Annotated in this window: 20 protein-coding genes and 1 pseudogene; 10 read left to right on the top strand and 11 right to left on the bottom strand. The window is 49.0% G+C overall.

Annotation, left to right across the window (positions count from 1 at the left end; genetic code table 11):
- The first annotated feature begins 63 nt into the window (after window positions 1-63).
- Window positions 64-1,020, top strand: coding sequence for a D-2-hydroxyacid dehydrogenase (locus DWW13_RS09260; RefSeq protein WP_022461361.1), 957 nt, complete (start codon window positions 64-66; stop codon window positions 1,018-1,020).
- Between the two features lie 147 nt (window positions 1,021-1,167).
- On the opposite strand, the gene DWW13_RS09255 is transcribed toward DWW13_RS09260, so the two are convergent.
- Window positions 1,168-1,431: a hypothetical protein gene (locus DWW13_RS09255; protein WP_022461360.1), complete on the bottom strand. Its 264-nt coding sequence runs from the start codon at window positions 1,429-1,431 to the stop codon at window positions 1,168-1,170.
- A gap of 54 nt (window positions 1,432-1,485) precedes the next feature.
- Complete coding sequence (locus DWW13_RS09250) at window positions 1,486-2,361, bottom strand: AraC family transcriptional regulator (protein ID WP_055265553.1); 876 nt, start codon at window positions 2,359-2,361, stop codon at window positions 1,486-1,488.
- 204 nt (window positions 2,362-2,565) lie between these two features.
- Here DWW13_RS09250 and DWW13_RS09245 point away from each other — a divergent pair, with 204 nt between their 5' ends.
- The 4 genes and pseudogenes from DWW13_RS09245 to DWW13_RS09230 all read left to right on the top strand — a co-directional run bounded on the left by DWW13_RS09245 (window position 2,566) and on the right by DWW13_RS09230 (window position 4,613).
- Entirely contained in the window at window positions 2,566-3,204 is a 639-nt protein-coding gene (locus DWW13_RS09245; protein ID WP_118719934.1) for a bifunctional 4-hydroxy-2-oxoglutarate aldolase/2-dehydro-3-deoxy-phosphogluconate aldolase, read from the top strand.
- A gap of 30 nt (window positions 3,205-3,234) precedes the next feature.
- A pseudogene (locus DWW13_RS09240) lies at window positions 3,235-3,642 on the top strand (glycoside hydrolase family 3 N-terminal domain-containing protein); the annotation flags it as partial.
- An 81-nt stretch (window positions 3,643-3,723) separates the two neighbouring features.
- Window positions 3,724-3,981: a hypothetical protein gene (locus DWW13_RS09235; protein WP_055265559.1), complete on the top strand. Its 258-nt coding sequence runs from the start codon at window positions 3,724-3,726 to the stop codon at window positions 3,979-3,981.
- 26 nt (window positions 3,982-4,007) lie between these two features.
- Window positions 4,008-4,613 carry an NUDIX hydrolase gene (locus DWW13_RS09230; RefSeq protein ID WP_055219153.1) on the top strand — a complete coding sequence of 202 codons (606 nt, stop codon included), beginning with the start codon at window positions 4,008-4,010 and terminating at the stop codon, window positions 4,611-4,613.
- A 109-nt stretch (window positions 4,614-4,722) separates the two neighbouring features.
- On the opposite strand, the gene DWW13_RS09225 is transcribed toward DWW13_RS09230, so the two are convergent.
- From DWW13_RS09225 to DWW13_RS09190, 8 genes are all read right to left on the bottom strand, one after another.
- The gene (locus DWW13_RS09225) at window positions 4,723-6,543 is read right to left on the bottom strand and encodes an ABC transporter ATP-binding protein (RefSeq protein WP_118719932.1); all 1,821 of its coding nucleotides are present in this window, start codon (window positions 6,541-6,543) and stop codon (window positions 4,723-4,725) included.
- Window positions 6,543-8,345, bottom strand: coding sequence for an ABC transporter ATP-binding protein (locus DWW13_RS09220; RefSeq protein ID WP_118719930.1), 1,803 nt, complete (start codon window positions 8,343-8,345; stop codon window positions 6,543-6,545). Before DWW13_RS09220 ends, DWW13_RS09225 begins: the two co-directional genes overlap by 1 nt.
- 184 nt (window positions 8,346-8,529) lie before the next feature.
- Window positions 8,530-9,189 (bottom strand): sensor histidine kinase, encoded by a 660-nt coding sequence (locus DWW13_RS09215; protein ID WP_179964648.1) that lies wholly within the window; start codon window positions 9,187-9,189, stop codon window positions 8,530-8,532.
- A 51-nt stretch (window positions 9,190-9,240) separates the two neighbouring features.
- Window positions 9,241-9,981, bottom strand: coding sequence for a LytR/AlgR family response regulator transcription factor (locus DWW13_RS09210; RefSeq protein ID WP_055219161.1), 741 nt, complete (start codon window positions 9,979-9,981; stop codon window positions 9,241-9,243).
- Between the two features lies 1 nt (window position 9,982).
- Complete coding sequence (locus tag DWW13_RS09205; protein WP_118601528.1) at window positions 9,983-10,888, bottom strand: alpha/beta hydrolase; 906 nt, start codon at window positions 10,886-10,888, stop codon at window positions 9,983-9,985.
- A gap of 60 nt (window positions 10,889-10,948) precedes the next feature.
- Window positions 10,949-12,337, bottom strand: coding sequence for an alanine/glycine:cation symporter family protein (locus tag DWW13_RS09200; protein WP_055219316.1), 1,389 nt, complete (start codon window positions 12,335-12,337; stop codon window positions 10,949-10,951).
- Between the two features lie 201 nt (window positions 12,338-12,538).
- Window positions 12,539-13,933: a magnesium transporter gene (mgtE, locus tag DWW13_RS09195; protein WP_022461398.1), complete on the bottom strand. Its 1,395-nt coding sequence runs from the start codon at window positions 13,931-13,933 to the stop codon at window positions 12,539-12,541.
- 420 nt (window positions 13,934-14,353) lie between these two features.
- The gene (locus tag DWW13_RS09190) at window positions 14,354-14,755 is read right to left on the bottom strand and encodes a GGDEF domain-containing protein (protein WP_179964649.1); all 402 of its coding nucleotides are present in this window, start codon (window positions 14,753-14,755) and stop codon (window positions 14,354-14,356) included.
- 248 nt (window positions 14,756-15,003) lie between these two features.
- Here DWW13_RS09190 and DWW13_RS09185 point away from each other — a divergent pair, with 248 nt between their 5' ends.
- Together DWW13_RS09185 and DWW13_RS09180 are read left to right on the top strand one after the other, a co-directional pair.
- Entirely contained in the window at window positions 15,004-15,699 is a 696-nt protein-coding gene (locus tag DWW13_RS09185; protein ID WP_022461396.1) for a response regulator transcription factor, read from the top strand.
- Window positions 15,700-15,715: 16 nt separating this feature from the next.
- Window positions 15,716-18,412, top strand: a complete 2,697-nt coding sequence (locus DWW13_RS09180) for a sensor histidine kinase (RefSeq protein WP_226906362.1) — start codon at window positions 15,716-15,718, stop codon at window positions 18,410-18,412.
- A gap of 212 nt (window positions 18,413-18,624) precedes the next feature.
- Here DWW13_RS09180 and DWW13_RS09175 read toward each other — a convergent pair whose 3' ends face one another.
- Window positions 18,625-19,386, bottom strand: coding sequence for a YesL family protein (locus DWW13_RS09175; RefSeq protein ID WP_179964647.1), 762 nt, complete (start codon window positions 19,384-19,386; stop codon window positions 18,625-18,627).
- A 349-nt stretch (window positions 19,387-19,735) separates the two neighbouring features.
- On the opposite strand from DWW13_RS09175, the gene DWW13_RS09170 reads away from it, so the two are divergent.
- From DWW13_RS09170 to DWW13_RS09160, 3 genes are all read left to right on the top strand, one after another.
- On the top strand, window positions 19,736-20,848 hold the full coding sequence (locus DWW13_RS09170) for an ABC transporter ATP-binding protein (protein ID WP_055219170.1): 1,113 nt from the start codon (window positions 19,736-19,738) through the stop codon (window positions 20,846-20,848).
- A gap of 196 nt (window positions 20,849-21,044) precedes the next feature.
- Window positions 21,045-22,136, top strand: a complete 1,092-nt coding sequence (locus DWW13_RS09165) for a PucR family transcriptional regulator (protein ID WP_117762063.1) — start codon at window positions 21,045-21,047, stop codon at window positions 22,134-22,136.
- Window positions 22,137-22,255: 119 nt separating this feature from the next.
- Complete coding sequence (locus DWW13_RS09160; protein WP_173815294.1) at window positions 22,256-24,544, top strand: hydratase; 2,289 nt, start codon at window positions 22,256-22,258, stop codon at window positions 24,542-24,544.
- The last annotated feature ends 239 nt before the right edge of the window (window positions 24,545-24,783 follow it).

Here is a 24,783-nt window from a genome sequence, read left to right as displayed (position 1 = left end):
CAGACAGGCGGCACTGCTTTCCCGGATAAAGCAGAATCATCATCTGCAAAAGGAGGAACCAACATGAGACTTGTAATTCTTGAGGCAGAGTCACTGGGAAAGGACATGGATCTGTCCGGCTTTTCCCGTTTTGGAGAAGTGACAGTATATGAAAAAACAACGGAGGAGGAATGCCCGGAGCGTGTGCGGGAGGCGGATATTGTCATCTGCAACAAGGTGCGCATGTGCAGCCGCACCCTGTCCGGCGCGGAGAACCTGAAACTGATCTGCGTCACCGCAACCGGCATCAACAACATCGATCTCGATTATGTGAAGCGCCACAACATCGCCGTGACGAACGTCGCCGGCTATTCCACCGTCAGCGTGGCCCAGCATACCTTTGCGATGTACTTCTATCTGGCAGAAAAACTCCGTTATTACGATGATTACGTAAAAAACGGCAGCTACGCCGCCAGCAGTCTTTTCACCTGCATGGACAGACCGTTCACCGAGCTGGAGGGCAAGACGTGGGGCATCATCGGCCTTGGCGCGATCGGCAGAAAAGTGGCTTCGATTGCACAGGCATTCGGCTGCCGTGTGATCTATTACTCCACCTCCGGTGCACACGACGATCCGGACTACGAGCGGGTCGATCTCTATCGTCTGCTGAAGGATTCTGATGTGGTTTCCATCCACGCCCCGTTAAATGAGGCGACCGAGAACCTGATGAATATCGAAACGTTTGCCAACATGAAGCGGAACGCAATTCTGATCAACGTTGGCCGCGGCTCGATCGTGAATGAGCGTGACCTCTGCTGTGCCCTGCGCGAGGGCCTGATCGCCGGAGCAGCGCTCGATGTACTTTCCAGCGAGCCGATCCGCAGTGACAGTCCGTTGCTGAAAATGGCGGACGACGACCGCCTGTACATTACGCCGCACATCGCCTGGGCATCGAAGGAAGCCCGCACGCGCCTGATCGGACTGGTGCAGAAAAATATTGCTTCGTACCTGGAAGGCGGCATGGAAAACCGCGTGGTATAAAAGGGGTACAAAGCCAGGGACAAAATACATAAAAAGAGCCGGACATCCGACGGAACCGCAGAGGGGACTGTAAGAACAGCCGCTCCCAAGTTCCGCCGGATGCCCGGCTTTTGCATTTGCTTTATTCGCTGCAAAAACGAGAGAACATTATTCCTCTGTAATCTGAATTTCCAGATAATCAAACTCCAGAGATTCAATAAAATTATCCTGTGTGAACCGCGTTTTCGATCTCCGTTTAAACTCCGAAATATTCGTATCGAGCCAGATCGGCTTCGCCAGATTCCAGGCATCACAGATTTCATCGAGCGCACGGAAGACCTTGTGCGTTCTGGTATCCTCATCGTCGATGCAGACGGTAAGATCCTGAAGAACATGATTGTTTTCCACTAATTTTCCCCACATCTGAAACATATTAAAAATCCTCCTGAAAAGTACAAAGTGAACAGTGCATTTGGAACGACCGTGTTAATCGCTGGTAACGGTATGCAGTTCTTTAAAATCCTTCGGCGAGATCCCGTACTCTTTTTTAAACGCGCGGTAAAAACTCGAATAGTCGTGAAATCCGAACAGCAGATACACCTTCGTGACCGGTACATCGCCGAGCAGCGCTTCACGGCACCTTGCCAGCCGCTTTTTGGAAATGTACTGGTGGATCGACATGCCGATTTCATCCTTGAAAACGTGTGCAATGTGATATTTGCTCACAAAAAGTTCCGCCGCCAGCCGTTCGAGCGACAGATCCTCGGACAGGTGCTCATCAATATAGAAACAGAGCTGTTCATACAGCGAAAGCTGCGCCTTCCGGGTGAGCGGGTGATGCTGTTCATACACCGTGCGGTTGATCTGCATCAGCAGGTCGCTGACGTAGAGAAAAATCTGCGTCTCTTTTCCAAAATGATCGGACCGCATTTCCTCAATCAGTCGGATGGTGCGGTACTGGATCGTGTTGAACTCGACGGAATCGAGCGGGAACAGATATTTCTGATTTTCGGCAGCGTATTCCATCAGGTAAACGTAGTCGGCGGAACGGGCGCGGAGCTGTTCTGCAAAAGCGGCGCTAACCCAGAACACAAAGCGGCGGTACGGCACAGACAGGTCGTGCATCACCAGATGATGCGGCACGCCGGGCGGAATCAGAAGAAGATCGCCGGGCGTCGGTGTGTAGAGCACTCCGTCGATTTCCAGTGAGATCGCCCCTTCGAGAAAGAGATAGAACTCATAATGCGTATGCGTATGTTCTTTTACGCCGGGCACATCGTCGGTGCTGTAATAGTATAACTCAAACGTATCCGAAATCATGTACTGCCGGGTGGCAAATTTCGTCTGTAGTTTTTCTTTCATAATAAAAGCATCCTTGCAAAAAAATGATATTTTTGAACCATAACAACAATTCCCAGCATATCACAAAACAGCAAGTTTTACAATGTATTCGGCAATCCGCACAATAGAAAAAAATAACCTGTCCGGTTATGATACAAGGGAATAAAATAAAAACAGAATGCAGAATAATTTTCAGATAAAGATCAAAACGGAGGAACAGCTATCATGAATCAGATTCTCGAACAGCTTGGAACATACGGCATTGTGCCGGTTGTCGTTTTACAGGATGCAGCAAAAGCAGAGCCGCTTGCCGAAGCTCTCTGCAAGGGCGGACTTGCCTGCGCCGAAGTGACCTTCCGCACCGATGCGGCAGAAGAATCCATCCGCATTATGAGCGAAAAATTCCCGGAGATGCTGGTGGGAGCCGGAACTGTGCTCACAATCGAGCAGGCGGACTGCGCCGTGAAAGCCGGAGCAAAATTTATCGTCAGCCCGGGCCTCAACCCGGAGGTAGTAAAATGGTGCCAGGCACACGAAGTACCAGTGATCCCGGGCATCGTGACCCCGACTGAGATGGCGCAGGCAATCGGTCTTGGGCTCACCATGGTGAAATTCTTTCCGGCAGAACCGGCAGGCGGACTGAAATACATCCGTGCCATCGCAGCACCGTACACCATGATGAAATTCATGCCGACCGGCGGCATCAACCCGCAGAATGTAAGAGAATACCTGGCATACGACCGCATCGCAGCATGCGGCGGAAGCTGGATGGTAAAAAATACGATGATTGAAAACAACGAATTCGACCGCATTGAAGAGCTGGTGAAAGAGGCGGTTGAGATCGTAAAGGAAAGCCGGACGTGACGACATCCTTCCCGCAGCCGCTGGGCACCGACCGTTGACCTCGAGCGTGATCCGAGATGGGGAAGAAACGAGGAGGGCTACGGCGAGAACCCTGTGCTGACCGGAAAAATGGCCGGCGCTTACATCGAGGGAATGCAGGGCGACGATCCAAAATATCTGCGCTGTGCATCAACCCTGAAACACTTCTATGGAAACAACACCGAGGTCGGCCGCGGCTGGAAGAACTCTTCGATTGACCCGCGGAATAAATATGAGCTGTATCTCGAGCCGTTCCGCAGATGTATTGAGGAGAGCGGTGCAGAGGGCATCATGACGGCGTACAACAGAATCAACGGCACCGTCGGCGGAATGGTCCGGGAAAACATGGAAATCTCGGAATCCGTCATCATGAAACAGGCGGATCAGAAGATGTATGAAAATAAAAAAAGTTCACGGTGAATCGCCGCAATGGATTGTCCCCGCGGGTCTTTTCGTGGTACAATGAAACATAACCGATAAAAAGAAAAACGAGGGCAGAACATGAACGAATTATATGAAATGATTGAAAAGAAAATCAAAGAATCCGGCTATCCGCGGCCGATTTCGGGAAGCGATGTTTACGATGACATCTGCGACCAGATCGAGGGAAAAGAGAACGGTTCCTATGTGGTATTATCGAAATTTGATGATGATGTGATTTTCGAGTACCACATCACGGTGATGGATGATGAATTCAACCTCGGCGTGCTGACGATGCGCACCCCGGAGGGCGTGTTTGAGACTGATTTTGACCAGTAAAAGAGAAAAGAAAGAGGTTGTTACTTATGCCGAATGTTGAAAAAATCACAAAACAGACGGAAAATCCGTTCGTAAATCTTTACCTGGTGGAAGGGACAAACAAAGTAAACCATCACTTCCGCTATTACGTGGCTTCCCGCGCAAAATCCATCGAGCAGATGAAGATTAAAACAAGGAAAAATACGCCGGACGGTGTGCTGATGTACAGTCTGTACGGGGAAAAACGCGACAAAATTGTCCTGGTGCGCCAGTACCGCGTTTCCATTGATGACTACATCTACGAATTCCCGGCAGGCCTGGTGGAACCGGGCGAGGAGTTCCATGAGGCTGCCGTGCGCGAGATGCATGAGGAGACCGGTCTTACGTTTCACCCGTTGAAAGTAGATCCCTGCTACGAGAAACCGTTCTTCACCACAATCGGCCTGACCGATGAAGCATGCTCTGCCGTTTACGGCTGGTGCGAGGGCGAGATCAGCCGCAAATACCTCGAAGAGAGCGAAGTGATCGAAGTTGTCCTTGCTGACCGCGAGGAGGCAAAGAGAATCTTAAAGGAAGAAAATGTAGCAATTATGTGTTCTTATCATCTGATGCATTTTATTCATGATGAGGAGCCGTTTGCATTCCTGAAATAAGTGGAGGGGAGCCAGAAAAACACAACCCCTGGAAGTTCTTAGCACGAACTGCCAGGGGTTGTGTTTTTCTGACTCCCATTTACGTTGTGGGGGACGGGATGGTGAGGACTCAGGTGTAGTATTGGGCCTGGGTTTCGTAAAGATTGGCGTAGATGCCGTGGTTTGCGAGGAGGGTGTCGTGGGTTCCGTCTTCGGCGATGCGGCCGTGGTCGAGGACCACAATGCGGTCACAGAATTTGCAGCTACTCATGCGGTGGGAGATGTAGACGGCGGTTTTGCCGGAAATCATCTGGCTGAACTGTTCGTAGATTTCAGCTTCGGCGATTGGATCGAGGGCAGCGGTCGGCTCGTCGAGGATGACGAACGGGGCATCCTTGTAGAGGGCGCGGGCGATGGCGGTGCGCTGGGCCTCGCCGCCGGAAAGGTCGACACCGGTGCCGTTATTGTTGTAGAGACGCGTGTGTGTTCCCTGCGGGAGACGTTGTACGCATTCTGTGAGACCGACTTTTGCAAGAGAGGACTGTAAAGCAGCTTCATCAATCTCGGTTCCGGCGGCGATGTTTTCGTCGAGCGGGAGGGAAAACAGGTGGAAATCCTGGAAAACGACGGAGAATGCCTGCGTGTACTCTTTGTAGCTATATTTGCGGATGTCAATGCCATTCAGGGTGATGTAACCTGAAGTTGGCTCATACAGGCGGCAGAGCAGCTTGATGAGTGTTGTCTTTCCGGCTCCGTTACGGCCAACGAGGGCGGTTTTTTCGCCGACGGCAAAGGACAGTGTCACATGTTCGAGTACCGGAATATTCGTACCGGGATAAGAGAATGAGACATCGTGGAACGCAAATTCGTACTGGCCGTCGTCGCGTTTCTCAATCGGCAGTGTACCGTCGTAGGCCATAGACGGCTGCGCAATGAAATCCTCATAGGTCGAGAGATAGGAATTGATATAGTCGAACTCCGATCCGGTTGCGAGAAATGTCTGAAGATCACTCATGGCGCGTGTCACGGAACCGGCATACAGAAGAACATCCCCAATGGGGAGAACGCCGTACAGAGCCCTGGCGCCGATCACAAGGTACGCAGCGAAATTGGAAAGGAGCGAAAGCAGCGCGTTTTTTCCGTCTGTGATGGCGGAGAAGCGGGCGAAGTCGAGGTACATCGGCAGAAAGTGTTCCATGGCTTTTCCAAACTGTACGTCGAGAAAATGATCGAGATGACCGATGCGGATATCGTCCGCGCGCCGTTCTTCAAGCATCACATTAACGAGATAATTGGCAACCGAGTTGGAATGGTCGTTGCCCTGGTTCAGCTCTATCTTTTTCTGCGTACTCCTGCGGTTGATGCGGGAGGAAAGTGCAAGCTGCACACCACAGAGCAGGAGCAGTGCAAGCATCGAAAACGACGAGGTGAAAAAGTTATTCCTGCTGCTGTCGGACAGAAGAAACAGACGGAGCAGGAAAAACAGGGCATAGAGAACCGAGAGCAGGGAAGTGATCAGCGTATGAATGACAATGAGCTGGTCACCCACATTTCCCGATCCCATGGAGGAGACGTTGGTGCGCCGGATGGCATCCATCGTCTCTGTTTTTTCGAATTTCTCAAACTCCAGCTCCAGCGCCTTTGCGGTGATTTTCTGTTCCGTGCGTGCAAGACAGAGTTCTTTTTGGCCGTCGAGATACTGACGGCAGATTTTTTCAAACAATCCCAGCCCATACTGCGTAAGCAGAAAGACGACAACAGTATACAGACAGGCGCGGTACGACTTTGCAAGCAGTAAATTCAAAATTCGCGCCGAGAAAAACAAGGAGAGATACGGCAGCGTTGCAGCTGCAAAAGCGCTTCCGAGAAGCCAGAACAGCACGCGGTGATTGCCCTGGCTCACCATAGTTAAAAAGCGGCAGATGGCATGAAACCGTTCTTTCATTTTCATCAGATATCTTCCTCCGTTTCCTGATAATACTGGCTCTGCACCTCAAACATATGCGCATACGATCCGCCAAGGGCAATCAGCTCATCGTGGGTTCCGCATTCTTTGATCTTTCCGTTTTCGAGAAACAGGATCGTATCGCAGAAGCGTGTCGATGCAAGACGGTGCGAGATGAAAAGCGCAGTCTTATTTTTCAGCAGTGTGCTGTAGGTTTCGTACATTTTATTTTCCGAGATTGCATCGAGCGCAGCCGTCGGCTCATCGAGCAGGAGCAGATGGCAATTTTTATAGAGTGCCCGCGCCATCATCAGTTTTTGCATTTCACCGCCGGAAAGCGTAATGCCGTCGTCCGCCATATCCTTGCCAAGATAGGTTTCTTCTTTCTGCGGCAGACTTGCAATTTTTTCCAAGAGTCCGGCGCGGATGAGTGCTTCTCGGCAACGGTTACGATCGGTCTCTTCCAGTGGGGAGCAGCTCACATTTTCTGCAATCGAAAACGAGAGTGCAAACGGGTCCTGAAAGACCGCCGCGATTGCTTTGTAATACTGTGCCGGATTCAGACTGCCAAGGGGAATGCCGTTGATGGTGATATTCCCTTCCGTTGGCTGATATAGCCCGCAGATCAGCTTGACAATGGTGGATTTTCCGGCGCCGTTGATGCCGACAAGTGCCGTATGCTCGCCCGCATGGAGTGTAAAACTGACATCATCGAGGATCCTTTTATCGCCGCCCGGATGGGAAAACGAGACGTGGGAAAAGCAGATTTCCAGCGGTTTTTCTTCCGCAAGTTCCGGCCGGAACGGCAGCGTGTGGCCTGCAGGGAACGGGAGATCGAAGAATTCCCGCAGCCAGCGGATCTGCTCGAGACAGAGCACGGATTTGGAGAGCGCGGCGGTGATCTCGTTAAAATATGAAGAAAAACCGGAGACGGCACCGAGCGCAAGCACAAAGCCGGATACGGTCATCGTGCCGTGGGATAGACGGTAAATCAGAAAGCCATAGCAGATTCCGTCGCGCAGAAGCTGTAGTGTAAGTGTCAGCAGATCATTTGCAAAGTAGGCGCTGCGGATGCGGAACAGAATTTTCTGATACCGCTTGTTGAGCTGGCGATAAACACCATCGAGCCATCCGTTCAGCTGATACAGACGGATATCCTTTCCGGCGGATGTGTTGTACGACTGTTTCTGGAAATAGCGCTGCGATACTTCAATTTCAGACAGATCGTCTCTGCGGCGGACTTCGTAAGAAGCCGCGCGGCGGTAGCTGAGAAACTGCAGAACCGAGAGCACAAGCAGCAGAAGAATGATAGCCGGATGGACGGTTCCGATCAGTCCTGCGTAGAGAATCAGCCCAAGAAACGAAGAATAAATTGTGACATCGTATCGGAACATGCCTTCCACGCCGACCCAGTTGCTGCAGGTGGCTCCGACGGCTTTTTCGGCGAGCTGCAGCGTTTTTGGTTCTGTCAGAACCGCATAATCTATCTGCATGAAATGACAGAGAAGGCGGCGCGTAAAAAAGCCGGTCCGGAATTCGGTATACTGCCAGGCGTTCCGCGATTGCAGAAAGGTGTGGCTGACAAAAACAACGGCATAGCAAAGAAAGAGAACGAGCGTTCCAAGTGCAAATCCGGAAAAGCCGCTGCTCTGTTCCAGAAACAGGAGAATCCCGGCAGGAAGCAGAATCCCGAAAAAGCCGGTGAGCACCTGTGAGACGATTTCGAGTGCCTGAAAGAGAAACGGCTTTTTGCTGTAATGCCACAGCTCCCGATGAATATAAATGTAGTTAGACCATAATGAATACATAAAGACCTCCTCTGTCACATGTCTTTCGTGAACTGTAGTTATCCTACCATATTCATGCAAAACACGGGGGAAAAGTACGTAAATGGAACAAAAAAGAACGCGAACAGCAAAAAAAGTGTTCACGTTCTGCAAAATTTTTCTGTAGAATCATCGGACAAAATCAAAAAATTCTGGAAAGAGCTTTTTACAGCGGCAGCATAATCTCCGTCACGAAAACGCCGGGCTCGTTCTGCCGGTTGATATATCCTTCGTACTTTTCCACAACAAGATTGATCCGTTTCAGCCCATGCCCGTGATTTCCGCGCTTCGTGGTGATATACTCGCTGTCCAGCTTCCGCACAGTATCCTTTGTTGCATTCGTAACGGAAATATACAGCTGGTTTTTCAGCACACCAATATAAAGCCGGATATAGGGATCCGCAAGGCCCTCGCATGCTTCCACCGCATTGTCAATCAGATTTCCGATCAGCGCGCAGAGATCAATATCACTCACCGTAAGATTGGCCGGGCAGGCTGCCTTGTAATCCACGCGGATGCCGTTCTTTTCGGCGAGTGAAATTTTGGAATTTAAAATCGCATCGAGATTCACATTCCCCGAGTCGCAGAGCTGGTTGACCTGATCGAGATCATTTTCGAGCAGCCCGAGATATTCCTGCAGCTTATCATACTGTCCCATCTCAACATATGCCTTCATTGACTGCAGATGATTGTGGTAATCATGGCGCCAGCCGCGCATTGTCAGATAGATATTCTGCACTTCCTCGACCTGGCGGGCGAGAAGCTGGTTCTGGTATTCGATATTTTTGCGTTCCAGATAATGGGATAAAAATGGAATGTGCACCATGAAACATCACCTCGGTTCGTTCGGAATTGGAAATTAAAAAATGCAAAACCTTTAAAACGCATTCGGCCGGTAAAACTGCAGGAACGCATGGTTGAGTGATGCATAGCATCCGCGGCTGACCGGAATTTTTGTTCCGTCCGACAAGAGACATTCCGTCCGCGTGATCCGCTCCACATGAGCGAGATTCACAAGATAACTCCGGTGTGCGGCCGCAAAACATTCCCCCGTCTCACCAGAAGCCTGCCATGCGGCAGAAAGTTCTTCGCGGAACTCCGACAGATTTTTCTTAAAAGTTTCCATTCCGGCGGCTGTATGCAGCGTCAGATAATGATTATCGGATTCCACAAAAAGCAGGTCGGAGAGAAACAGCTTCTGCGTCTCCCCGCCAAGTGAAAGCAGCAGATGCGGCTTTTCCTGTCCGCGCATCGCCTGCAGCTCCTCGAGCAGCGGAAACAGTGTATCCTCTGTCACCGGCTTTAAGAGATACCGGAACGCCTGCACCTCATATCCTTCGAAAACATATTCTTTATGATTCGTCAGAAAGAGAATCGGCACCTCACTGTCCGTTTCACGGATTTTCCGCGCCAGCGCCATGCCGTCCATTCCGCCGAGATCAATATCGAGAAAGATGAGATCAAACGGATACGAGCCGGGATACTGGAACAGAAAAGCGGCGGAGTCTGAAAAGGCTTCCACGGTCAGAGGAAGCCTTTTTCGCTCCGCAAAGGTGCGGAGCAGCAGTTCCATCCGGGAACGCTGCGCCGGTTCATCTTCGCAGTAAGCAATTCTCATGTTATTCACCCAAACATTTTTTGAAGAAGTTATCGTAAACGGTAATCATTTCCTCGGTCCAGAATGCGGCACCGCCGTGGTCTGCGCCGCGAAGAAGATACAGCTGTACATCTTTTCCGGCATCCTTTAATGCGTGGTAGAGATCGACACTCTGCTGGCAGAACACCATCGTGTCCTTGGTGCCGTGTGCGATCAGCATCGGCGGGAAATCCTCGTTCACGTATGTTTTGGAGCAGGCTGCCTTAGCCTCCTCAAGATGCTCGGTAATGTCATAGCCCATCAGCATGCCCTCCGGGCTGTCTGGTTTCTGATGGTTCAGCGTTATCGGATAGCCGTACGGCAGTGTCACATCAACAGCTCCGTACAGATCGATAATACCGCATACCTCGCAGCTTTCCTCATTGATCGGCTCGTCAAGTTTTCCGCTCTTTGCGGTCATGCCGGCAACGGAAGAAACCTGTCCGCCGGAAGAATCTCCCATCAGGAACATCTGCGATGGATTCAGCTTGTATTCCTCCGCATGCGCACGCAGAAAACGTACCGCATTTTTTGCGTCGATGATCTGCGCTGGGAAATGTGCGATTCCGCTGTGACGGTATTCGACGATTGCAACAACGTAGCCGCGCTGCGCCAGACGGGCGATCATGCCGACCTTCTGGTAGACATACTGTTTCATCCAGGCGGATCCCTGAATAAATGTGATGCACGGCCAAGTGCGCTCCGGGTGCGCCATCTGGAATGGTGTGAAAATTTCCAGATGAAGATTGTGCGCCTCGTCGTAGACAACTTCATGCGCATAGCGGATCTCCATTTCCTCTCCGGTCACCGGAATTTCCACGGCGCCGTCTACCGCGTCTGTGTAGTCCGGCATTGTCTCATACGTGTAGTTTGATGGTTCAATGATCATGTGTAAAAACCTCCTTTTTCAAAAACCCCTTTTTCGGTCCGAAACAGCAATCCACAGGATTTACGATTTCTTCGACTCCTCATATGATTTTAACTCGGAAAGCGCCTCACCTGCAAGTGGATACAGTGCAATAATGTTGAAAATTGTCATCAGCCCGATGCCGACATCACCAAGATCCCACACAAAAGTGTATGCGGCAATACCGCCGATAAACAGCATTACAAGTGCAAGAACCTTGTAAGCGGTCTGGAAACACCACTTGTCACCGAACAGGTAGGCAACGTTGCTTCTGGCATAGAACAAAATGCCGAGGAACGTGGAAAAGCTGAACAAAAACAGCGTAAGTGCAATGAAAATCACACCGAATTTTCCCAGATGATACTGCATGGCGGTCTGCAAGAGATCCATGCCGGAAAGGCCATTAATCAGATCCTTTGGTGCAAGCAGCATAATCATTGCGGTGCAGCTGCAGATGACGATTGTGTCAACAAAAACGCCGAGCGCCTGTACAAGGCCTGCTTTGGCCGGGCGGTCACATTCTGCGGCGGCAGCGGCGCATGGAGCGGAGCCGGAACCGGCTTCATTCGAAAACAGACCACGCTTTACACCGTTCATCAGAACAGCACCAAAACCGCCGGCTGCCATCTGACGAAGTCCGAAGGCTTCCTCAAAAATGCGTGCAAACACAGAAGGAATCTGACGGAGGTTGACTGCGATGATAAACAGTGTGATAAAGAAATAGCAGACTGCCATGACAGGAACTATAAAATCCAGCACCTTTACGGTTGCATTTTTCCGCAGTACGATGATTGCAGAAAGAATCACCAGCATGATACTGGTGTAAAGCGGCGGAATGGAAAATGCATTTTTAAAAGAAGAAGCCACGGAGTTGCTGATTACCTGACTGATACCGCACCAGCAGATCAGACCGGCAATGGCAAACAGAACAGCCGGCAGAACGTATCGTTTTTTCTTCTTGAGGTGGTCTTCAACCAGATCGTGAATGTAGTAGGCAGGACCGCCGCGGTAGCCGCCGTACAGAGGATCTTCTTCTTTGTGAAGCTGTGCGAGCGTAGCTTCGATAAACGCGGTAGACGAGCCGATGATAGCCGTCACCCACATCCAGAACACAGCACCTGCGCCTCCGGCGGAGACTGCAGCGACAACGCCGACCAGATTTCCCATACCGACACGCGTTGCGGTGGAAACGATCAGTGTCTGAAAAGAAGAAAGGCTGCTTTTTTCATTTTTCTTTTCCGACAGGGCACGGATCATGTCCGGGAACAGACGGATAGGAAGAAAACGTGTCCGGATCGTAAAATAGATGCCGGTTGGGATCAGCAGAAGAATCAAAAGGGAGATTCCGAGACTGCCGCCGCCCGGGAGCGGAATCGTAAAAAGATCGCCCCAGAGAAAGTTGTAGACTGTGGTGATGAGATTGACAATCATGTTTTCAAAAACCCTCATTTCAAAATATTTGCGGCACTGTGAAACGTCAAAGCATAAAAGCACCGTTACCTGCTATTATATCGGTTTCTGTTTGGAATGTAAAGAAGGGAAGAGAAAAGATAAGAGGCAAATATCAGCTTTTTCCGAAACCAGAAAAAGTTGATATCTGCCTCTTAAAAATTTTTCAGTCGTATCAAAAGATCAGCCTGCGAGATGCAGCATCTCGATCAGGAACAGCCAGCTCAGGCCATAGAATGTAACGACAGCGACAAGGTCGTTGACCGTCGTGATGAGCGGACCGGAAGCAACCGCCGGATCGATGTGGATCTTTTTGAAGAACAGCGGAATGCAGGTGCCGACGGCACTGGAAATCAGCATTGCCAGCAGCAGTGCGATGCCGATGCAGGCGGAAACGGAAAATGCGAACATCATGGTCTTTCCCTTGAATAAGAAGATGAAAAGTCCGATGACAGCAAAGGACAGAACACCAAGCAGAAGACCATTGCAGAAACCGATGCGCATTTCCTTGAAAACAAGCTGTAATTTCTGTTTTCCGGTCAGGGACTCATCCATCAGGACACGGATGGTAACAGCCAGGGACTGGGTACCAACGTTTCCGGCCATGTCAAGGATCAGGGACTGGAAGGTCATGATGATCGGAAGGGTTGTGACAACCTGTTCGAAAATACCGACTACAGAAGAAACCAGCATGCCAAGACCGAGCAGGATGATCAGCCATGGAAGACGTTTTTTCATACTGTCTTTTAACGGCTCTTTTAAATCCTCCTCTGCGGTCAGACCTGCGAACATCGCGTAGTCCTCACCCATCTCATCATCAACCAGGTCGATGATGTTTGATGATGTGATGACACCGAGCAGGCGGTTGTCATTGTCGAGGACCGGAATAGAATCCTCGGAATAATCCTTCAGTTCTTCGATACACTCGTTGATCGGCTCCTCTGCATATACGTACGGGTAAGAAGTTACGGTCAGATCCTCGAGCGTCTCGTCGCGTCTTGCGATGATCAGGTTTTTCAGATCGATCGCTCCGTAAAATTTCTGCTGCGCATTGACAACAAAGATGGTAGAGATGTTGTCGTTCTTTGCGGCCTGATCGATCAGGCTGCTCATCGCCTGTTTGACATTCAGATCCTCGCGGATGATGATGCAGTTTGTCGTCATGCGGCTACCGATTTCATCTTCATCGAAGGAGGCGATCATCTCAATATCGTGGCGTACTTCCGGATCGAGCAGTTCGATCAGAAGTTTTTTCTTTGCTTTGTCGAGTTTCTGCAGAACCTCGGCCAGTGCATCGGTCTCCATTTTGGAGAGGATGGAAGCGGCTTTTTTGACATCCATCTCTTCGAGGTACTCGGCTACGTTGTCGGATTCAGCATACTCAAAAATATCGGACAGCATGTCCGTGTCCAGAATGCGGTACAGTTTGCATCGCTCCGGAACCGTTAAAAGCGGCAGAACATCTGCCAGGTCATTTTCGTGGTAATCTTCCAGGCGGCTGCCCATGACAGCCGGAGAAGAGTTACTGCGGATTGTATCCAGGATCTCCTGGGTATAATCCTGTACTCGTTTTTCCATTTTTTCGTTATCCTCCATTCTTTTTTTTGACAGCAGAAAAAAACATGCGTGCTGTCGGTGCGAAAAAGCATGTTGGAACCCTCACAGGGCAGTAAAAGCACACGAAAAAAGAACCAGAGAATTACGTTTCAAAACTGGTTTGGATCATGTGTCTTACTTCGGGTTTTCATAGGATAAGAAGGGAAAATATTTAAGATTAAAGCAGGACAGAAGGATGGCCGTCATCCTGCATATTTTCCGGTTCCCGTCCTATGCTGGTACTTCGCCCATGAGAATCACAACTATCCATTCTGTTCACCTGCCTTTTTTTAGAAATTTTTTGATCAAACAGCCGTTTTTGCCGGTCTGTTTCGCTTGAAATACGGGATTCAAAAATCATCCCTCAAGTATTCTAACTGCTTTCCAGAAAAAAATCAATTCCTATTTTGGTAAAATTTTCGCAACATTCTTATCTCGTTTCTGTTTCTCCTCGTAAAGCATTGCATCCGCATGCGCGAGCATCTCCGGAAGTGTGGAATCCATGTCTTTCGGAAGCAGATAAAAGCCGGTGGAAACGGTAATATTATATGCTTTTTCGTTCGTTCTATTAAAAATGTCGAATGCGGAGTGCAGCGTCCGGTACAGATCCCTGGACATTGTTTCGTCGGAACACGGAACAAGATATGCGAATTCATCGCCGCCGATGCGTCCGCAGACACCGCGTTTGCCGATGGAATCCTGCAGAAACTGTCCGACAAGGCGGATGGAGAAGTCCCTTTCTTCATGCCAGTATCGGTCGTTGATGATCTTTAAATTATTGAGATCCGCATAGACGGCAAGCAGGATGTGCTAAGAAAATAATTGCAATTGTCTAAAAAATGTTTGAGCTCTGAATTCACAGACAAAACTTTATAGAAACTTAAGATTTTCCTTTGCGGACCTAAAGATTCCTTTGGTACAGTAAGGATGAAAACAAAAGACATCTGGCAACTTGAGGGAATTTGCGGTACAATCATCTTTGAATCATGTGGGAGGTCCGGCGCGGAAAAAAAGTGCCGGAAAAGAAAAAATGAAAGGTGGAGAAAGAAGAAATGTACAACATTTTAGTATGTGATGATGATAGAGAGATTGTAGACGCCATTGAGATTTATCTGACCCAGGAGGGCTATCATGTGCTGAAAGCATATGACGGCATGCAGGCCATCCAGATGCTCGAGAGGGAGGAGATTCAGCTGCTGATTATCGACGTCATGATGCCGAAACTGGACGGCATCCGTGCGACGCTGAAAATCAGGGAAAAGAGCAGTATTCCGATCATTATTCTGTCCGCAAAATCAGAGGATGTGGACAAAATTCTGGGACTGAACATCGGCGCGGATGATTACGTGACGAAGCCGTTCAATCCGCTCGAGCTGGTGGCGAGGGTGAAATCTCAGCTGCGGCGCTACACGAAACTTGGAAATCTTCCGGCGGACGACGGAGAAAATGTGTATCAGGTCGGGGGTCTTCTCGTCAACGACGATTTAAAAGAAGTCAGCGTCGAGGGCGAACCAGTCAAACTGACCCCGATCGAATACAACATTCTCCTGCTGCTGGTAAAAAATCCAGGCAAGGTATTTTCGATTGAACAGATCTACGAGAGCATCTGGAACGAGGAGGCGATCGGTGCGGACAACACCGTTGCGGTCCACATCCGTCACATCCGTGAGAAAATCGAAATCAACCCGAAGGAGCCGCGCTATCTGAAAGTTGTATGGGGAATTGGGTATAAGATTGAGAAACAATAATAAGGAGTGAATAATTGTGAAAGAACGAAAACTCTACAGCCTGACGGGGAAGCTGATCGTTTTTCTTCTGCTGATCGTTTTTGCCGCCAGTGCGCTGTTCGGGGGCATTCAGACACTGATGCTTTCCAGCGTCGGCCTGACGCCGAATGCGGCAGCAAAAAAGTATGCGTTTGAAGAAACCACCGCATGCGGCACACTGGTGCAGCGGCAGCTTCATAACGTCATGAGCTACTATAATGATATGAGTAAATTCGGCACAAACGGTCGATACGACGGAACAAAAGAGATTGATTACCGTGCCTTTGCAACCGATGGAGAGGGAAGCGGCGGGATAAGTACAACGTACACCATTGACCAGCTTGTCAAGATGTACGATGACGGCAGCAGCGCAGACCTCAATGAGGTGGCAGCGTATACTGCGGACAATTATGCGACGAACGATGCCGGAATTGACAAAGAAGCCTATCTTGCATACGAAGATGGAACTGACGTGAGCCAGGAAACAGAAGAGACGGATGTAGCCGCACGCACCGAAGAAGTGAGCGCGGCAGATGCAGAGACGTTTGACAGCTTTTCCCCGGACGGCGAGGTCTACTTTCCTTCCGATAATGCAGTGAAAAGCCTGAAAGAGAAAAAAATTGATCCTGCTGATGTTTCCTCCCAGTTTTTGTATCTATACGATCAGGGAATGAGCCTGGAAACGCAGAAAACGAAAGCGGGAACGTACCTCTATGAGTACGCGGCGGCAAATCTGAAAAAGGTATCCATCCGCGATCTGTATATGACACTTTCCGGGGTCACGGAAGAAGTTGCTGCTTTTAAAAACCAGGAGAGCGGCATCAGCGTCGATGCGGACGATGCCAATCTCTGGTACTGTCTGGAGGATAAAGAAGGAAATATCTATACGAATGTGGATTCCTGGAAAAATGGTTACACAACAGCCATTGCGCAGAAATCGCCCTATCCGTTCGCCTTTGCTGTTGACCGGACCGGCGGTGCCGACAAAGTCCGTTCTTATGCAACAAGAAAAAACAGCCCGGCCGTGGAAGCAGCGAGAAGCTATCTGCTGAACAATCAGATTGCAGATAATTATCAGAAGATCTTTGTTGCACTGGATCCGGATCTGGCAGCAAGCGACTATTTCTCCCAGTACAGTGAGATCTACAGCCAGTGGCTTCCGAAAATGCAGCTCCTTCTTCTGATGATTGCAGTTGGCGGAATCGGAACGCTGGTCTGCCTGGTCCTGTTCACACTGCAGGCAGGAAGAAATGGAAAAAACAAAGAAATCCGCCTTTACTTTTTCGATCAGTGGTACACGGAAATCGCAGCTGCAGCCGCCATCCTGATTGTGATGGGAGCAGTTGGAATCGTTGCTGTCTGCATCGAACTTTCCTACGGCGGCGTTCATTATATCCAGAATTTTGACGGAAACTACATCTACAGCGGATCCTATGGAAATGAAGCAGATACATGGCGAAGCCTGGTGGCCGCATCGGGCATCCTCGCCGGATTTCTGATCACACTGATTCCGTACTGCTCACTGGTGCGCCGGATCAAAGCACGCAACGTCTGGAAACAGTCGTTTTTGTACTGCGTCGGCCACCGGATCGTGTCTGCCGGAAGAACCTTCTATGAAGGCAGACAGGAGTCGGAGCGAACGATCCTTATGTTCTGCGTTTTCTGCGGCGTGCAGATCATTCTCTGCTGCGGCTTCGGAATGTTCGGCGTATTCCTTACCCTGGTGATGGATGCCGCAGTGCTGCTTCTTCTGCTGCGCGAGGCATCCGGAAGAAAACAGATTGAACATGGCTTAAAAGAGATTGCTGCGGGCGATCTGGATTACAAGATTGACCTGACGGAGCTGCCGGGGGAAGACAACCTTCAGCTTGCCGGAATTGTCAATTCGCTCGGAGAGGGAATGAAAGCGGCAGTGCAGGAGCAGATGAAGAGCGAGCGCTTAAAAGCGGATCTGATCACCAACGTATCCCACGATATCAAGACACCGCTTACTTCTATTATTAATTATGTCGATCTGCTGAAACGGGAAAATATTGAAAACGAGAAAGCGAAAGATTATATCCGCGTACTCGACGAAAAATCACAGCGCCTGAAACAGCTGACGGAGGACCTTGTCGAGGCATCGAAGATCAGTTCCGGAAACATTAAACTGGAATTTATGAACCTGAACCTGAACGAACTTGTACAGCAGGTGAACGGAGAGTTTGCCGAGCGGTTTGAAAGCCGTAATCTTGATCTGATCTGTATTCTTCAGCCGGAGCCGCTTCTGATCTGTGCGGACAGCCGCCGCATCTGGCGTGTGCTGGAAAACCTGTACGTAAATGTCTGCAAGTATGCGATGCCGGGGACAAGAGTTTATGTGGACGCGATCCGGAAGGATGGGAAAATACAGTTTTCCATCAAAAATATATCAGAAAATGCGCTGAACTGTGAGGCGGATGAGCTGACGGAGCGGTTTATCCGCGGTGACGTCAGCCGAAGTACGGAGGGCAGTGGTTTAGGGCTTTCCATTGCAAAGAACCTGACCGTTCTGCAGCATGGCACGTTTGATATTTATCTGGATGGCGATCTGTTCAAGGTGACGATTACGTTTGATGAGGCTGTAAAAGAGAAAAAGCCGGAGGCTTCCGGGTACACAGCAAAGCCGGAAATGCCGGAAGAAGATCTGGAAAAGCCTTCTTCAGACACGATCTAGAAGAATAAAAATTTCATAACTGTTCAGAGCTATACAAAATGAAAGAAAAAACGCCCTGCCGGAAACCACATATTCTGTGTGTTTCCGGCAGGGCGTTTTGATTTACGCGAGTAACGAGCCAAAGTCCGTGCTTGCACGAGACCTTGGCGACTGCCGCGATAACTTGAGAAACTCGCGGAGCGTGTTTCTCATAGTTGAATTGCTTGTAATTGCTATTTTGACGAATTATCTGTCTCTTTATCAGATTTTTCTTCTGTGACCGCAGCGTGCTCAGTCAGAGGACTTGGTCTGTCCATGGCCTCCAGTGCCCGCAAGGATTCTTCTTCCGGGGTCAGAACCTCTTTTTCTTCCTCCGGCATATAGAATGGGAAGATTTTGTTTACGAAGAACCAGGAGCATCCAAGCGCTACCGTGGAAAAGCCCAGAAGGAACATCAGAAGAATCAGATAGCTGACAATCTTTGTCGTGGAGAATACATAGATCAGCAGCGGACAGAGATTGACGAGCAGGATCATGATGGTCCACGGCAGGTGGCGGATTGCCATCAGGATGGAGTTCTTGATCGTGTTTTTTACAGTATTGTCAAAGCGGCTCAGTACCGGAAATACATAAGAAAGTACCATGGCCTCGAAAAAGATCAGTACCAGGAAAACAAAACGCAGGTAGGTGATGGTACCCGGCATTCTCATGACCAGCAGAAGATCAAGAATCAGAACAATCAGAACCGCCAGCAGGATGAGCCAGATGGCAGTTGCCTGCTTGAAGTTTTCGCGGAAGGATTTCCAGTAGGTACGGAAGATATACGTCTCCTCATTTTTGATCATCTTCAGCGTGACGTAGTACATTGCTGTGAAATTGGCGCCGATTGTCACAATCGGGATACACATAATAAGGAAAATAATGTTCAGCATCATCAGGTCGAAGACACGGCCCATAATCTGCGAGAACTTACTGTCCAGGCTGAAAAAACTCATAATTTGTTCCTCTTTTCTGTTGAATTAAGTGTGCCGCCGATTAACGTTCCGGCTGGCAGACATCATAGAAAAGTATAGCGAATTTTTCAGAAAAATGCAATGAAGAGAATATAAACTTTTCGTTTCGTCATTTTGTATAAGAGTGAACATTTTGTTTGTGCAAAGTGGACAGAAGAGAACGGTTCGAGAAAATCCGAAAGCAGAATTGCCAATCTGCCGGAGGAAAGTTTGTGTAATTGTGGCATGGTCGAATGCGGGTAGAAAAGGTATACTAGTCCCATAAGCAAGAGAGATGCAAATGCAAAACTCATAATAAAACGCATGATGTTTATTTAGGGAGGATTCAAAAATGGCAAGTTTATCTTTACAGCACATTACAAAAAGATATCCGAACGGTTTTGAAGCAGTAAAAGACTTCAACCTGGAAATCGCTGACAAAGAGTTTATCATCTTCGTAGGACCATCTGGATGTGGTAAATCTACAACACTTCGTATGATCGCAGGTCTTGAGGAGATCTCCGATGGTACTCTGAAAATTGACGATAAAGTAGTAAACGATGTAGAGCCGAAAGACCGTGATATCGCAATGGTATTCCAGAACTACGCTCTGTATCCGCACATGACCGTATATGATAACATGGCATTCGGTCTGAAACTGAGAAAAGTTCCGAAAGATCAGATCGACAAACAGGTTAAAGAAGCAGCTAAAATCCTTGACCTGGAGAAACTGCTTGACCGTAAACCGAAAGCTCTTTCCGGTGGTCAGAGACAGCGTGTTGCTATGGGACGTGCCATCGTACGTGATCCTAAAGTATTCCTTATGGACGAGCCTCTGTCAAACCTGGATGCAAAACTTCGTGTACAGATGCGTACCGAGATTTCCAAACTGCATGAGAGACTGGGCGCTACCATCATCTACGTAACACATGACCAGACCGAGGCTATGACACTTGGTACCAGAATCGTTGTTATGAAAGACGGAGTTGTTCAGCAGGTAGATACCCCGCAGAACCTGTACAACGCACCGGGCAACCTGTTCGTTGCAGGATTCATCGGATCTCCGCAGATGAACTTCCTGGATGCAAAAGTAAAAGTTAACGGAAACGACGTTACTCTTACTGTTGGTAAATACAACATGAAACTGCCGGCTTCCAAAGCAAAAGCTGTTATCGACGGCGGATATGACGGAAAGACCGTTGTTATGGGTATCCGTCCTGAGAACGTACATGATTCTCAGATGTTCATCGAAACTTCCAAAGACAGCGTAGTTGAGTGCAAGATCAACGTATACGAGCTGTTAGGTGCAGAAGTTTACCTGTACTTCGATTGCGAAGGCTTCCCAATGACAGCCCGCGTAGATCCTCGTACAACTGCAAGAAGCGGTGATACCGTTAAATTTGCTCTGGATATGGAGAAAGTTCATCTGTTCGACAAAGAGACAGAGATCACCATTACCAACTAATCCATATGAACATCAGCGCGTATGCGCAAACATAGAGAAAAGGATCGACATCCGTTCGGATGCCGGTCCTTTTTGCATATGCACCGCCCTCCTTTTGCGAAGCAAAAAATAGTTGCCAATGAGAAAAAAATAAGCTATAGTTATAGATAAGATGCACCCTGGAGTAAAATACGCCAGGAGAAAGGAAGTGGCAGATTTGGTATCAAGTCAGGTATTACAGAAAACCCTTGATGAATTAAGAAATATTACGAGAATTGATTTATGTGTGACGAATACGGATGGTGTTCTGCTGGTGACCACATTCCCGGAAACCGCGATTGATGCAGAAAGCATCCGTTCTTTTGTATTATCCGCTGCGGACAGCCAGATTGTACAGGAATATCATTATTTTAAAGTATATGACAACCAGAATGTGGAGTATATTCTGATTTCTAAAGGAAGCAGCGACGATGCATATATGATCGGAAAGGTTGCCGTATGTGAGATTCAGAATCTTATCATTGCATACAAAGAGCGTCTGGACAAAAACAACTTTATCCAGAACCTTCTTCTCGACAATCTTCTTCTGGTGGATGTCTACAACCGCGCGAAAAAGCTTCGCATCGACACAGATGTACGCCGCGTTGTTTACATGGTAGAGACGAAGCTGGAAAAAGACATCAGCGCACAGGAGACAGTAAAGAGCCTCTTTGCTTCAAGACCGAGAGATTTCATCACCGCAGTCGATGAGAAGAGCATTATCATTGTAAAAGAACTGAAGGATACCGACACCTTCGAGGATATGAACCAGACCGCAAGAATGCTGGTGGATATGCTGAATGCGGAGGCCATGTCCCAGGTGCGCGTTTCCTACGGAAATCCGGTCAACGAGATTAAGAGTGTATCGCGTTCTTACAAAGAGGCGAAGATGGCACTCGAAGTAGGAAAAATTTTCTACGCAGACAAAAACGTGGTACCGTACAACAACCTCGGCATCGGCCGTCTGATCTATCAGCTCCCGATTCCGCTGTGCGAAATGTTTATGACCGAAGTCTTCGGCGAAAATCTGCCGGATACGTTCGATGAGGAAACACTGACCACAATCAATAAATTTTTTGAAAATAACCTGAATGTGTCCGAGACATCCCGTCAGCTCTATGTACACAGAAATACTCTGGTGTACCGTCTGGAGAAGCTCGAGAAGAGCACAGGACTCGACATTCGTAAATTTGACGATGCGCTGACCTTTAAAATTGCCATGATGGTCGTAAGCTACATGACGTATATGAACAACAGCGAAAATCTGTAAAACCGTTCAGAGCCGTACAGGATTGCGGGAGTGCAAAGCACGGAGCAATCCGGGTATCGAAGGGGTCAAAAGACTTTTTGACCCTAACATTTTATCAACAACAAGAGGAGAGGAACGACATGATTGAATTACTGAACACAGGTGCATACCTTGTCAACGGAATCGACATCATCCCGGATACAGAAGAAGGCCGCGCGGAACTCAAAGCGCGTACCGGCGCTGTGCCGTGTCCGGCGGATGCTGCAAAAGAAACCATTGCCTATGGAATCTTAAAAGACCACAATGTTTCCGGCAACATGGAAAATCTGCAGATCAAATTTGACAAACTTACATCGCATGACATTACTTTTGTTGGAATCATTCAGACCGCGCGCGCGTCAGGACTGGAAAAATTCCCGGTACCGTACGTGCTGACCAACTGCCACAACTCCCTTTGCGCAGTCGGCGGAACCATCAACGAAGATGACCACATGTTTGGTCTTACCTGTGCGAAAAAGTACGGCGGCGTCTATGTACCGCCTCATCAGGCAGTAATTCATCAGTTTGCCCGCGAGATGCTTGCCGGCGGCGGAAAAATGATCCTCGGATCCGATTCCCACACCCGTTACGGTGCACTCGGAACCATGGCCATGGGCGAGGGCGGACCGGAGCTGGTAAAACAGCTTCTCTCCAAAACATATGATATCGCTATGCCGGGAGTGATCGCAATTTACATGACAGGCGCACCGCAGCCGGGCGTAGGACCGCAGGATATTGCACTTGCCATCATCGGTGCAGTCTTTGCAAATGGTTACGTAAAGAACAAAGTTATGGAGTTCGTAGGACCTGGCGTATCTTCCTTAAGCGCAGATTACCGGATCGGTGTGGACGTTATGACAACCGAGACAACGTGTCTGTCCTCCATCTGGAGAACCGATGAGAAAATCAGCGAGTTCTATCAGATCCACGGCAGAAGCGCAGATTACAAAGAGCTGAATCCTGGCGCGGTTGCTTACTATGACGGCGTTGTAAAAGTAGAACTCGACAAGATCAAACCGATGATCGCGATGCCGTTCCATCCGAGCAATGTTTATACCATTGAAGAGCTGAAAGCAAACCTCGATGACATCCTGAGCGATGTAGAGAAGAAAGCAGCCATCAGCCTCGACGGAAAAGTTCCGTTCACTCTGAAAAATAAAGTACACGACGGAAAACTCCTGGTAGACCAGGGAATCATCGCAGGATGCGCCGGCGGCGGATTTGAGAACATCTGCGACGCAGCCGATATCCTGAAAGGCCACAGCATTGGCGACGATGCGTTCACCTTAAGTGTTTACCCGGCAAGTACCCCGATCTATATGGAGCTGGCAAGAAACGGAAAACTGGCAGACCTTTTGGAAACCGGTGCGATCGTAAAAACCGCATTCTGCGGACCGTGCTTCGGCGCAGGCGATACTCCGGCAAACAATGCGTTCTCAATCCGTCACTCCACCAGAAACTTCCCGAACCGCGAGGGATCCAAGATCCAGAACGGTCAGATTTCTTCCGTTGCCCTGATGGATGCACGTTCCATTGCAGCAACCGCAGCAAACAAGGGATTCCTGACCGCAGCAGACGAGTTCACCGGAACATACACGAAACCGGCATACCACTTCGACAAGAAGATTTACGAGAACCGTGTCTTCGACAGCAAGGGTGTGGCAGATCCGTCTGTAGAAATCCAGTTCGGACCGAACATCAAAGACTGGCCGGCAATGCCGCAGCTTGCTGAGAACCTGATTCTGAAGGTTGTCTCTGAGATCCATGATCCGGTTACGACCACCGACGAGCTGATTCCATCCGGCGAGACTTCGTCCTTCCGTTCCAACCCGCTTGGACTGGCAGAGTTTACCCTGTCCAGAAAAGATCCGGCTTATGTGGGACGTGCAAAAGAAGTACAGGTTGCAGAGAAAGCCATCCAGGAAGGAAACTGCCCGGCAGAGGCACTTCCGGAACTGAAACCGGTCTTTGCAGCCATCCATACCCAGTACCCGGATATCGACAAGACAAACGTCGGTGTCGGATCCACCATCTTCGCTGTAAAACCGGGCGACGGCTCTGCGCGTGAGCAGGCAGCTTCCTGCCAGAAGGTATTAGGCGGCTGGGCAAACATCGCCAACGAGTATGCAACGAAGCGCTACCGCTCCAACCTGATCAACTGGGGCATGCTTCCATTCCTGATCCCGGAGGGAGATCTGCCGTTTACAAACGGAGATTACATCTTTGTACCGGAGATCCGCAAGGCAGTGGAAGAGAAAGCCGATGTGATCAAAGCGTACGTTGTAAAAGACGGAGCACTTGTTCCGTTCGAGATGACGTTAGGCGCGCTGACCGATGATGAGAGAGAAATCATCCGCAAGGGATGCCTGATCAACTATTATAGAGGATAAGTATTTGAGAAAGAGCTGTGTGGCAGGAGAAAAGTCTGTTTCATAGCTCTTTTTCTGCGCACTTATTTGAAACAAAATATCAGAAAACAATATAAAATTCAGAAAATAAACACAATAATTAAGAAAAGGAAAAGTGATATAAAAAAACAGTAAAAATATTTTAAAAATGTGTTGACAAATGCTGACGGATCTGTTATATTAAAATCACAAAGAAACAAGAAAACAAAAACCTAACCAAG

It is taken from the genome of Blautia sp. AF14-40, assembly GCF_003479665.1.
In the GTDB taxonomy this organism is placed as follows: Bacteria; Bacillota; Clostridia; order Lachnospirales; family Lachnospiraceae; genus Fusicatenibacter; species Fusicatenibacter saccharivorans.
The sequence above is the reverse complement of the archived record's forward strand: the minus strand, read 5'-3'. Positions and strand labels throughout refer to the sequence as shown.

What these genes read in the sequence shown, in the direction of transcription:
- DWW13_RS09260 (WP_022461361.1), top strand. Translation starts at nt 64, where the DNA reads ATGAGACTTGTAATTCTTGAGGCAGAGTCACTGGGAAAGGACATGGAT.
- DWW13_RS09255 (WP_022461360.1), bottom strand. Translation starts at nt 1,431, where the DNA reads ATGTTTCAGATGTGGGGAAAATTAGTGGAAAACAATCATGTTCTTCAG.
- DWW13_RS09250 (WP_055265553.1), bottom strand. Translation starts at nt 2,361, where the DNA reads ATGAAAGAAAAACTACAGACGAAATTTGCCACCCGGCAGTACATGATT.
- DWW13_RS09245 (WP_118719934.1), top strand. Translation starts at nt 2,566, where the DNA reads ATGAATCAGATTCTCGAACAGCTTGGAACATACGGCATTGTGCCGGTT.
- DWW13_RS09235 (WP_055265559.1), top strand. Translation starts at nt 3,724, where the DNA reads ATGAACGAATTATATGAAATGATTGAAAAGAAAATCAAAGAATCCGGC.
- DWW13_RS09230 (WP_055219153.1), top strand. Translation starts at nt 4,008, where the DNA reads ATGCCGAATGTTGAAAAAATCACAAAACAGACGGAAAATCCGTTCGTA.
- DWW13_RS09225 (WP_118719932.1), bottom strand. Translation starts at nt 6,543, where the DNA reads ATGAAAATGAAAGAACGGTTTCATGCCATCTGCCGCTTTTTAACTATG.
- DWW13_RS09220 (WP_118719930.1), bottom strand. Translation starts at nt 8,345, where the DNA reads ATGTATTCATTATGGTCTAACTACATTTATATTCATCGGGAGCTGTGG.
- DWW13_RS09215 (WP_179964648.1), bottom strand. Translation starts at nt 9,189, where the DNA reads ATGGTGCACATTCCATTTTTATCCCATTATCTGGAACGCAAAAATATC.
- DWW13_RS09210 (WP_055219161.1), bottom strand. Translation starts at nt 9,981, where the DNA reads ATGAGAATTGCTTACTGCGAAGATGAACCGGCGCAGCGTTCCCGGATG.
- DWW13_RS09205 (WP_118601528.1), bottom strand. Translation starts at nt 10,888, where the DNA reads ATGATCATTGAACCATCAAACTACACGTATGAGACAATGCCGGACTAC.
- DWW13_RS09200 (WP_055219316.1), bottom strand. Translation starts at nt 12,337, where the DNA reads ATGATTGTCAATCTCATCACCACAGTCTACAACTTTCTCTGGGGCGAT.
- mgtE (WP_022461398.1), bottom strand. Translation starts at nt 13,933, where the DNA reads ATGGAAAAACGAGTACAGGATTATACCCAGGAGATCCTGGATACAATC.
- DWW13_RS09185 (WP_022461396.1), top strand. Translation starts at nt 15,004, where the DNA reads ATGTACAACATTTTAGTATGTGATGATGATAGAGAGATTGTAGACGCC.
- DWW13_RS09175 (WP_179964647.1), bottom strand. Translation starts at nt 19,386, where the DNA reads ATGAGTTTTTTCAGCCTGGACAGTAAGTTCTCGCAGATTATGGGCCGT.
- DWW13_RS09170 (WP_055219170.1), top strand. Translation starts at nt 19,736, where the DNA reads ATGGCAAGTTTATCTTTACAGCACATTACAAAAAGATATCCGAACGGT.
- DWW13_RS09160 (WP_173815294.1), top strand. Translation starts at nt 22,256, where the DNA reads ATGATTGAATTACTGAACACAGGTGCATACCTTGTCAACGGAATCGAC.